General features: G+C 67.2%; 12 protein-coding genes. All 12 read right to left on the bottom strand.

The features are described from left to right. Positions 1-2 precede the first annotated feature (2 nt). Complete coding sequence (locus tag A5747_RS11140; RefSeq protein WP_076124012.1) at positions 3-380, bottom strand: NADH-quinone oxidoreductase subunit A; 378 nt, start codon at positions 378-380, stop codon at positions 3-5. A 258-nt stretch (positions 381-638) separates the two neighbouring features. Further along, on the bottom strand, positions 639-1058 hold the full coding sequence (locus tag A5747_RS11135; protein WP_076124010.1) for a response regulator transcription factor: 420 nt from the start codon (positions 1056-1058) through the stop codon (positions 639-641). Positions 1059-1088: 30 nt separating this feature from the next. After that, positions 1089-1637 (bottom strand): YceI family protein, encoded by a 549-nt coding sequence (locus A5747_RS11130; protein ID WP_076124202.1) that lies wholly within the window; start codon positions 1635-1637, stop codon positions 1089-1091. A gap of 7 nt (positions 1638-1644) precedes the next feature. Further along, the gene (locus tag A5747_RS11125) at positions 1645-2043 is read right to left on the bottom strand and encodes a nuclear transport factor 2 family protein (protein ID WP_076124008.1); all 399 of its coding nucleotides are present in this window, start codon (positions 2041-2043) and stop codon (positions 1645-1647) included. Between the two features lie 11 nt (positions 2044-2054). Then, a complete protein-coding gene (locus tag A5747_RS11120; RefSeq protein WP_076124005.1) occupies positions 2055-2426 on the bottom strand; it encodes a DUF6285 domain-containing protein in 372 nt (123 codons plus the stop codon). Then, complete coding sequence (locus tag A5747_RS11115) at positions 2423-3421, bottom strand: phosphotransferase family protein (protein WP_369805055.1); 999 nt, start codon at positions 3419-3421, stop codon at positions 2423-2425. The genes A5747_RS11120 and A5747_RS11115 overlap by 4 nt, the downstream gene beginning before the upstream one ends. Continuing rightward, the gene (locus A5747_RS11110) at positions 3418-4656 is read right to left on the bottom strand and encodes an acyl-CoA dehydrogenase family protein (RefSeq protein WP_076124002.1); all 1239 of its coding nucleotides are present in this window, start codon (positions 4654-4656) and stop codon (positions 3418-3420) included. The genes A5747_RS11115 and A5747_RS11110 overlap by 4 nt, the downstream gene beginning before the upstream one ends. A 23-nt stretch (positions 4657-4679) precedes the next feature. Then, a complete protein-coding gene (locus tag A5747_RS11105; RefSeq protein WP_076124000.1) occupies positions 4680-5291 on the bottom strand; it encodes a TetR/AcrR family transcriptional regulator in 612 nt (203 codons plus the stop codon). A gap of 14 nt (positions 5292-5305) precedes the next feature. Continuing rightward, the gene (locus A5747_RS11100) at positions 5306-6199 is read right to left on the bottom strand and encodes a hydroxymethylglutaryl-CoA lyase (protein ID WP_076123998.1); all 894 of its coding nucleotides are present in this window, start codon (positions 6197-6199) and stop codon (positions 5306-5308) included. Next, complete coding sequence (locus A5747_RS11095) at positions 6196-7401, bottom strand: CaiB/BaiF CoA-transferase family protein (RefSeq protein ID WP_076123995.1); 1206 nt, start codon at positions 7399-7401, stop codon at positions 6196-6198. The genes A5747_RS11100 and A5747_RS11095 overlap by 4 nt, the downstream gene beginning before the upstream one ends. Continuing rightward, positions 7398-8582 carry a S9 family peptidase gene (locus A5747_RS11090; protein ID WP_076123993.1) on the bottom strand — a complete coding sequence of 395 codons (1185 nt, stop codon included), beginning with the start codon at positions 8580-8582 and terminating at the stop codon, positions 7398-7400. The genes A5747_RS11095 and A5747_RS11090 overlap by 4 nt, the downstream gene beginning before the upstream one ends. Further along, positions 8579-9685: a homogentisate 1,2-dioxygenase gene (locus tag A5747_RS11085; protein WP_076123990.1), complete on the bottom strand. Its 1107-nt coding sequence runs from the start codon at positions 9683-9685 to the stop codon at positions 8579-8581. The genes A5747_RS11090 and A5747_RS11085 overlap by 4 nt, the downstream gene beginning before the upstream one ends. Between the last annotated feature and the right edge of the window lie 217 nt (positions 9686-9902).

Genomic DNA, 9902 nt, shown 5'->3' with positions numbered 1-9902 from the left:
CCTCAATCCCACGTCAGGCCGCCGCGGCGCCACACGTAGGCGTAGGCCACGAAGACCGTGAGCATGAACACCACCATCTCGACCAGCGCGAACGTCCCCAGGGCGTCGTAGCTGACCGCCCACGGATACAAGAACACGATTTCGATGTCGAAGACGATGAACAGCATTGCGGTCAGGTAGTACTTCACCGGGAACCGCTGCCCGGGCCTCGCCTCCGGACCGCTCACCGACGATTCCGTGGGCTCGATCCCACACTCGTACGCGGCCAGCTTGGACTTGTTGTACCGCGACGGGCCGACGAGGCTCGCGATCGCGACCGAGCCGACGGCGAACGCGGCGGCGATCGCGCCTAGCACCAGGATGGGTATGTAGACGTTCAACTCGCTCCATGATCCGTCGTGTGGGCCGCCTTGATGCGCAGCGGCGGCCGGCGGTAACCGGGCTGCTGTGACGAACCGGGTCTGGAGTGCGCCACAGTGACTTTCAACATAGCGTCGTCGGCGCGGGCGCACGTGCCCGGGGTGCTGCTATTAGCCCGGTCTTAACGTCCCCGCATCCGGGCGCGTCGTCGCTAGGGTGCTGAGCGACCGCCCACACGGTCTAGATTTCCGTGTCGGCGCAGGTGGCAGAGGTAATTGCTACCGGGCGGGCGTGCGCAGCAGGCCGAGTGCCGTGCGGCCCAACACGATGGGGTCGACGGGATGCGGGACCGCGGCCTCGGCGCGCGACCAGCTGGCCAGCCACGCATCGTCCGGGCGCCCGGTGAGGACCAGGATCGGTGGGCAGGTCGCGAGTTCGTCTTTGAGTTGCTTGGCGATGCCCATGCCGCCGGTCGGGGTCGCCTCCCCGTCGAGGATGGCCAAGTCGATGCCGCCCTCGTCCATCGTGCGGATCACCATCGGGCCGGTCGCCACCTCGACGTAGCTCAGCTCCGGCAGATCCGGGTGCAGCCGCTTGCCCAGCGCCCGCATCACTTGATCGCGCGTGTGGGCGTTGTTGCTGTAGACGAGGATCCGCAGGGCCTCGCTGGATTCGGTATTGGGGCTCGAGGCGGGCACGGTGCAGATGCTACTGGTGGCTCGGCGGTCTTACCGGGGCGCCCGCACGAAGATGGCATCCGCCGCCACCGTTGCCGTCGCGCCGATCATGCCGAACCTGTTCCAGCCCAAGTCGAACTGGGATCGGTCGACCTTGGTTTGTCCGCTGATTTGGATGGAGCCGTCCTCGAGCTCGGTGATGGTTACGGGCAGGGGTAGCGGTGCGGTGACGCCTTTGATGGTGAAGTTCGCCCGCAGATCGGCGGCTTTGCCTTTCGGCGGGCCCTCGGTGGGGTGCACGGCGGTGACGACGACGCTGATCTCGCCGAAGCGCTCGACGTCGAAGAAGTCGGCCGAGCGCAGGTGCCTGTCGCGGCGTCTGATTCCGGTGCTCAGCGACGCGGCGCGGATGTCGAGGCGGCCGAAGACCGCGCCCTTGCCGGTGAGTTGTCCGTCGCCGCTGAACTCGGTGAAGCGGCCCTTGACGTTCAGTAGTCCCCACAAGTTTCTGACCTTGAAGGTGATGGCCGAGCGATCCGGAACGATGTTCCACACGCCGGCCATCTCGGGATCGTTGAGCAGCGTTTCCAACGTCGTCATCGTCACCTCATCTCATCAGGGGAGCGATCTCCGCGGGGTCGAAGTACTCGTCGATCCGATGGATCAGCCCGTCGGTGCCCACCTTGATCACGATGCAGACGCGTAGCGAGATCGATTGTCCGGCATGGCCGGTGGCGTGCAGGACGTGTTGCTGGACGAAGCCCCCCGCCGATCCGTCATCAAAGACCTGGCGGTCGAGGATCTCGTAGTGCCGCTCGGTTGTGACGTCGATGAACCAGTCGATGACGCGCAACGCGCGGGCCTTGTCGTCATCCCGGCGGGCGCCGACGCGCCAGACGGCGATGTCGTCGCTCCACATTCGGTCGACGGTCGCCTTGTCGCCCTTTTCGATCGCCGCGAACAGGCGGTCGGCCACGTCGACGATGGCCTCGGCGGTAGCGGGCATGGCTCTGGCTCCTATTCCCCGTCATATTCACGGTCGTATCCGGGATGGGCGACCGCCAGTCGGTGGCGCACCAGGGTCCGCAGGCAGGCCGTGACGTGCCCGGCGTTTTCGTCGAGCTCACCGGCCCGGATCGCGGCGGCCAGACTGGCCTCGTCGTCGAAACCCAGGCTGGCCAGCGCCGCGCGGGCCTCCGCCGCCCCGTCGTCGAGCAGTTCGCGCTCGACGGTCCGCAAGACGTTGGCGGCCACCCGGGCGTGGAAGTTGACCTGCCCGGTGGTCGCCTCTCGCACATCGGCTTGGATGAGGCGTTCGATGAATTCGGCCACCGCAGCCACCAGCTCGGCTGCCGTCGGCCGCCCATGCAGCTGCTCACCGGACGTCATGTGCGGGCCCCTTCCTCGAGCAGGTTAAGCAGATCCCACTCGGTTTCGCAGACGCGGCGCCCGATCGCCGCCAATTCCACCGAGCGGACCTGCCCGCTCAGGTGGCGCTCGGCCTGGTGCCGGCAGATGACGCCCCAGCGCAGCGTGGCCAGCACCAGCCACCAGTGAAACGCCGCGCGATCGACGCTAGCCCCGCCGGCCTCTTCGTAGGCGAGGAGAAAGCTCTCGATGCTGCCCAGCCCGCCGGCGCCGAGGCTCGGCGGCGCGCCGAAACGCCAGGCCCGGATGCAAAACCAGGCCAGGTCTTCGTAGGCCTGCCCGACGTGCACCAGCTCCCAGTCCAGAACGGCGGCAAGGTCGGATCCGTCGACGATCAGGTTTCCCATCCGGAAATCGCCGTGCACCAGCACGTTGGGCGAGGGTCGCGGCCGGTGGGCGGTCAGCCAGCGAAACCCCCACTCGAAGGTGGCCGTGGTATCGCCCATCGCGTCGAGGCGCTCGCGCCATTCCTCCAGCTGGCCCTCGTGTGTAAGGCCGGGCAGGTTCTTCTCGGCGCGGTGGATGGCCGCCAGTGCGCGGGCGCACTGCTGGAGCAGCCGCGCCCGGCCCCGCTGTCCATCGGTCTTGTCGAGCTGACGCTGGATGCGGCGGACGATGGTCTCGCCCTTGATCTCGTCGCAGACGAGGTACGGATTGCCCAGTGCGGCCGGCGAATCGTCGGCGACGAGGATGTGCGGGACGGGCGCCCCGGCGGCAGCGGCCGCGGCCTGCGCTCTTGCTTCCAGCTCCATGCCGGCGTGCATGTCGTCGGGTGCACCGGTGCGCAGGATGAGCGAACGGCGTTGGTCGTCGGTGACCGCGTCGAAGGCCCACGTGGCTCGGCTGGCGCCACCGGTGAGCGCGCGTAGGTTGGCGATCTCCAAACTCCCGGTGCCCAGGGCCGTCGTCAGCACCCCGGCCAGTTTGGACGCCAACGGTTCTGCGCTGACCGTCACTTGCTGCCAAACTTGAATAGCCGCTGGGCAACTCGGCGGATCTGGATCTCTTCGGCGCCCTCGGTGATCCGGTAGCGGCGGTGATGGCGGTAGATGTGCTCGAACGGCTCGTGCCGGCTGTAGCCGAGGCCGCCGAAGATCTGCATCGCACGGTCGGCGGCGTCGCAGACCAGCCGGTTGGCGCGGTAATTCGCCATCGACACCTTGTCGGAGACCTCCATGTGGTGGTTGCGGTCCAGGTGCCAGGCCGCGTACTGCACCAGCAGCCGCACCATCTGGGCCTCGGTCTGCAGCTCGGCCAGCGGCCATTGCACGGCCTGGTTGACCGACAGCGGCTTGCCGAACACCGTGCGCCGGCCGGCGTATTCCGCCGCCCGGTCGATGCAGTATTGCGCCGCGCCCAGGCTGCTGGCGGCCTGGCGAATTCGGTTCTCGTGCAAGAACGTCTGCGCAACCTCCAGGCCGCGGTCCACCTCGCCGAGCACCGCGTCGGCGGGCACCCTCACATCGGTCAACTCCACCTCGCCGTGGTCGGTGGGCATGTTGAAGGTCCACCAGTAGTACGGCACCTTGAATCCCGGCGCATCGGTGGGGACCAGGAACGCGGTGATGCCGCGGGCCTGCCCCGGCTCACCGGACGTGCGGGCGAAGATCAGATCGTGGGTGGCGCGATGCACGCCTGTGTTGAATCGCTTGGAGCCGTTGATCACCCACTCGTCTCCGTCGGGTTTGGCGTGAGTTTCCAGCCAGGTCGCATCGGAGCCGTGCGCGGGCTCGGTGAGGCCGAACGCCATCGAGCGTTCCCCGGTGATCAGCGCCTCCGACCAGGCCCGGCGTTGCTCGGCGGTGCCGAAGCGCTCCATCATGATCACCTGCGGGAAGTTCCCAACGATCGAGGATTCGTTCTGCAGGTCGTTGTGCAGGCCAAGGCCCTTGTGCGCCAGGTGTTCCCGAATGACGGCCATGTCAACATTGGAGCCGTCGCGCCCGCCCAGCGAGGCGGGTAACCCGTAACGCAGCCAGCCGGCCGCATCGGCCCGCCGGCGCATCTCGGCCAACAGGTCCTCCCACTCGCGTGTCGGGATGCCGTCGTTGTCCCAATCGGTGCGGGCATGCTCTCGGCGCTGGTCGAAGTACTGCGTGTTCTCGGCCTGCAGCGGAGCGATTTCGCGCTCGATGAACGCGTCCATGTCGGCAAGCAGTCCCGGAAGGTGTTCCGGCAGAGTGAAATCCACAATGATCTCCTCGAGATTTTTCGTTACGACCCGTAGAGCGTTTTCTTCCAGACCGTCGACAGAGTTGCGATGGCTTCCTGGTCGCTGACTTCCAACCCCAGGCCGGACGGCCCCACGACCACGGTGGTGAAGTTTTCGAACAGCAGCGCGATGGCGGCCGCAATGTGTTCGGGGTTGAGCTCGGCCCCGTAACCCTGTTCCTGGGCGCGGCGGACCGAGGCGGCCACGATGTCCATGCCGAAACGCCGAAATTCGTTCTGGACGGCCGCGAAGCGCTGCTGGGTGGCGCCGAGCTGGGCGACGGCGATCATGATGCCGATGTTCTGCTTGAAGATGTTCCAGTAGCCGGTGACCACCGAGGTGAAGAACCCGTCGTCGTCGGGTGACTCCGGCAACCGAACACTCAGCCCGGACGGCGCCACGACCTCGTGCAAAAACGACTCGGCCAGCGCGGCCAGCAGGTCTTCTTTGTCGGCGAAGTACCGGTAGAACACGGCCGGCGATTTCCCGGCGGCGGAGGTGATGTCGGCCAGGGTGGTGCCGTGAAAGCCGCGCTCGGCGAACAGTTTACGGGCAGCTTGCTCGATGGCCTGCCTGGTCTGGCGGCCCTTGGAGGTCAGCTCTCCCGACGGCATCAGGCCCCCGGCACTTAATGTCTCTGCCGGTCGCCGGCACGCAGCAGGGCGCTCGGCAGATCATGGCCGACAACCGACTTCGCGACTTCGGCCGCGGCGATGGCGGCCTGCAGGTCGACGTCGACATCGATATCGCTGTCCCGCAGTAGGTACACCAGATCCTCGGTGGCGATGTTGCCGGTGGCGCCCGGAGCGAACGGGCAGCCGCCCAGGCCGCCGACCGAGGCGTCCAGGCGGGTGACGCCGGAGCTGACCGCCGCGTAGGCGCTGGCCAGCCCGGCGCCGCGGGTGTTGTGGAAGTGCCCGCCCAGCGGCATGTCGCCGAGGATCGGACGTAGTTGCGAGACAAGCGAACTCACCCTGCGCGGGGTGGTGGTGCCTATGGTGTCGGCGATCGAGAAGCGGTCCACGCCCCGCCCGCGGGCGGCGGCGGCGATGTCGAGCACCCGCTGCGGCGGGGTGGGGCCCTCGAACGGGGAGTCCCACGCGGTGGCGACGATCACCTCGACCGTGACCCCGCTGCCGTGCGCGATGGCCACGATCTCGCCGATCTCGTTGGTGGCCTCGGCGCTGGTGCGCCCCACGTTGGCCTTGCTGAACGTGTCGTCTGCCGCCACGACGTACTCGATCGACCGCAGGCCGGCGGCGACGGCCCGCTTGGCCCCGCCGGGGCTGGCGACCAGGGCCGAGAACTCGATGTCGGGGTAGTTGTGCAGCTGTGCCGCGAATTCGGCCGCGTCCGCCATTGACGGCACCTTGGTGGGGGAGACGAACGCGGTGGCCTCGACCTCCCGAACCCCGGTGGCGGCCACGGCCGCGAGCAGTTCCAGCTTGGCCGACAACGGGATTGGCTTTTCGATCTGCAGGCCGTCGCGCAGCGACACCTCGCGGATGTCCACGTGAGTCATAGCACCTCCTCGGCCCTTAGCTGCTCGAGTTCCTCGGCGGTCTTGCCCAGCAGCCCGATGTAGATGTCGTCATTGTGCTGTCCGGGCCGGGCCGGGCCGGCGTTGCGGACCACACCCGGGGATTCGGACAGCACCGGAACGATCCCCGGTCCCAGAACGTTACGCCCGACGCGTTCGTCGTAGTGCTCGACCAGCATGCCGCGGGCCCGCAGCTGTGGGTCGTCGACCACCTCGGCGACCGTGTTGATCGGCCCCGAGATCACGCCTGCGGCGGACAGCGTTTCGATGATTTCGCCGGGTTGCCGTTCGGCAGCCCACGCGCCGATGATCTTGTCGAGCTCGTCCTGATTGCGGCCGCGCGCCCCATGCGTGGCGAAGCGATCGTCGGTGGCCAGTTCCGGGCGGCCCATCGCCGCGCACAGGCGCGCGAACACGGTGTCCTGGTTCGCGGCGATCACCACCCACGAACCGTCGGCGCTGCGGTAGATGTTGGACGGCGCAATGCCTTCCAGCCGGGTGCCCGACGGCCCGCGCACCACGCCGCCGACGTCGTAGTCGGGAATCGTGGATTCCTGTACGGCCAAACATGATTCGGTGAGCGCGACGTCGACCACCTGGCCGCGTCCGGTCACGCCGCGGCGATACAGGGCCGCGAGCGCGCCCTGGGCGCCGAACATCCCGGCCAGGCTGTCGCCGAGCGAAAGCGCGAGCCGGGGCGGCGGCCCGCCCGGGAAGCCGTTGAGGTGCCTCAGCCCGCTGGCGGCCTCGGCCACCGAGGCGTAACCCGCCTTGTGTGCGTCCGGCCCCGTCTGCCCGTAGCCGGAGACCCGAACCAGGATGATGCCCGGGTTGCGTTCGCTGAGCACGTCGTAGCCCAGGTTCCACTTCTCCAGCGTGCCGGGCCTGAAGTTCTCCACCACGATGTCGGATTTCTCGACGAGATCGAGGAACAGCTCACGCCCGCGCGGCCGGCGCAGGTCGAGTGTGATTGCGCGCTTGTTGCGCGCGTGCACGGTCCAGAAGACGTGGTGCCCGTCGAGCTCGGCCTGGCCCCAGGTGCGCAACGGGTCCGGGGCGCCGGGCGGCTCCACCTTGATGACATCGGCCCCCATGTCGCCCAGTAGCCGGCCCGCAAACGGTCCGGCGATCAGGGTGCCCAGCTCGAGCACCCGGATGCCGGCCAGTGGGCCGGTAGGAGTCATGCAGTCTCCGCGAAGTTGTGGCGTATCAGCCAGTCGGTGATGATCTCGACGGCCTGCCGCAGCTTATCGCGCTGGTCGGGGCCGGCGTAATAGTGCGTGGCGCCCGGGATTTCGTGCATCTCTTTGTCGGGGTGCCCGATCGCCTCGAACAGCCGCCGGGTGTGGCTGGGCGTGCAGGCGTCGTCGGCCAGGTTGCCGATCACCAGAGCGGGGACCGCGATATCGCGCCCACACTCGACGCCGTCGCCGCGGGCCTCGTCGTAGCTCCACTGCGAGAGCCAGCCGCGCAGTGTCGAGAAGCGGGCCAGCCCGACGGGGCTCATGTTCACCACTCGGGGATCGCCCAGGTAGCAGGTCCCCGGCGTGCGTTCGTTGGGGTCGACGGTGGGGTCCAGCCAGCGCGGGTCGGCCATGGTGCCGTGCACGACGAATCCGAACTCGTCGTCGGGGCGGCCGCTGGCCTTCAGTTCGTCGAGCTTTTTCCGGACCCACGCGGTGATCCGACGGTTGCGCTCGATCTGAGCCTCCCGGTAGCGGGCGAGGAACTCTTGGCTGTAGGGCGGCTGGTTGGGGTTGTCGGGGTTGTAGAGGTCGAGCTCGGGATCACGCTTGGTGGGGTCGGATTCGTCGAGGATGGATGCGTCCAGCCATTCGGTCAGCGTGCCGTGCCGGCTGATGTGCGCGGCGAGCAACATGATCCCGTCGGCGGCGGGCAGGTCCAGCGCGGTGAGGTCGGGGCCGTCGCCGGACGGGCTCGACGTGATGGTCGCGTGCTGCGCCTGCTGCTGATAGAACACCGACAGTGAGCCGCCGCCACTCCACCCGGCCAGCACAACCTTCTCGTAGCCCAGGCGTTTCTTGGCGTCCTTGATGCACTCGCCGAGATCTTCGACCACCTTCTCCATCAGCAGCGCCGAATCCGTGCCGCGGAACCGGCTGTTGCAGTAGATGACGTGGTGGCCGGCGCGGGCCAGGCCGTTGATCATCGGCAGGTATGCGCCGCCGCCGATCGGGTGCATGAACACCAGCACGGTGTCCGACGGCTTGTTGGGCTTGAGCAGATAGCTCTCCAGCACGGTGATCTCGGCTAGCCCGCCGTAGACATCGCGGACGCTCGAATTGTTCTGGAATGCAACGAGATACGGGATTCGGTCGTAGTCGTGTTTCGCGGCCGAGTTCACGAGTGCTGTCCTAGGTCGTGTGCGAGCACCTCGGCCGAGGGTGTCAGGCGCCGGCGCGTGTCGATGGCGATGACTTGCCAGTCGACGCGCGAGTGCTCGTCGAATTTGCGGCGGGCCCGTTCCCGGGCCTTTTCCGGAGCGCCATGGTGAACCCCTTGCGGCGCATGGGAAATCAGGCCCGGCGGCATGGGGATGCCGTAGAGGGAGCCGCCGTGGAAGAACGCGATCTCGTCGTAGTCGACGTTGCGGTGATACCAGGGTGTGCGCTCGGTGCCCGGGATGCCTTCGGCTGGCCTGGGCAAGAAGTTCATCACGTAGACGCCGGTGGCCTGCATGAACAAATGGACGGTCGGCGGCAGGTGGACGCTGTCGGAGGTGATGACGTTGTAGTCGGCGATGTTGAATGTGAACGCGAAGTTGTCGCCGCGCCAGCCCTCGACATCGATCGGATTGTGTTGGTAGTAAAGCGTTGTCGTGCCGCCACCCTCAATAGGCCGGTGCATCAGCCGGACCTCGTATTCGTCACGCCCATCATCGTCGATCGGTTCCGGTTCGGGGATCGTCGCCTGTGACGGGTCGAAGGGGAAGTGGCGGCCCAGCGAGCCGGGCGGCGGCACCCGGAATTCGTCGCTGGCTTCGATCATCAACAGTGTGGTCTCACGATCGGGCACCTGGCGCCAGGTGCATGCCTTAGGAAGGTAGACCCAGTCGCCCTCGCGGTAGCGCAGCGGTCCGAACTCGGTCTCCAGCAGCCCGGTGCCGTCGTGGACGAAGCACAGCAGATCCCCGTCGATGTGGCGGGTGTAGAACGGCATCGGTTCATGCCGGCGGCTCAGCAGGATGCGGCAGTCGGCGTTGCTGAACATCAGCAACGGGCCACCGTTGGCGTCGGTGGCGTCGCTGGGTTTCAGTTCGCTGGACAACACGTCGAGGGGGCGCAGCGGGCCCACCGCGCGGTAGGCGGTGGGGTCGTTGCGGCGGTAGATGTTGGCGGTCCGGCCGGTGAATCCGCCGCGGCCCAGCTCGTCGTCCTTGAGGCCGTCAAGATCGGCGTGCAGCCGGCGTGGCGTCTTCCCTTTTCGCAGGTGAACGAAGGATTCCATGGCGGCTCCAGGCTCGGGCAAAGAAAAAGACGGCACAAAACTGAAAGTGACATTACTTTTTCTTTTGCGCTCGCACAAGGGCACGTCGCCTATCCGCGAGACATAAACCATTGCGCACCGCTCCGGGTTGGGCTCAAGGAGTGATTGCAACACTTCGTAGTTAGGAAGTGTTGATGGCGGCTCATTGGTCGTTGACGTCGGTTCAGCGTCGGTTTTG

This window comes from Mycobacterium sp. IS-836 (assembly GCF_001954275.1).
In the GTDB taxonomy this organism is placed as follows: domain Bacteria; phylum Actinomycetota; class Actinomycetes; order Mycobacteriales; family Mycobacteriaceae; genus Mycobacterium.
Note: the sequence above shows the minus strand (reverse complement) of the source record. Positions and strands in the feature narration are given on the sequence as shown.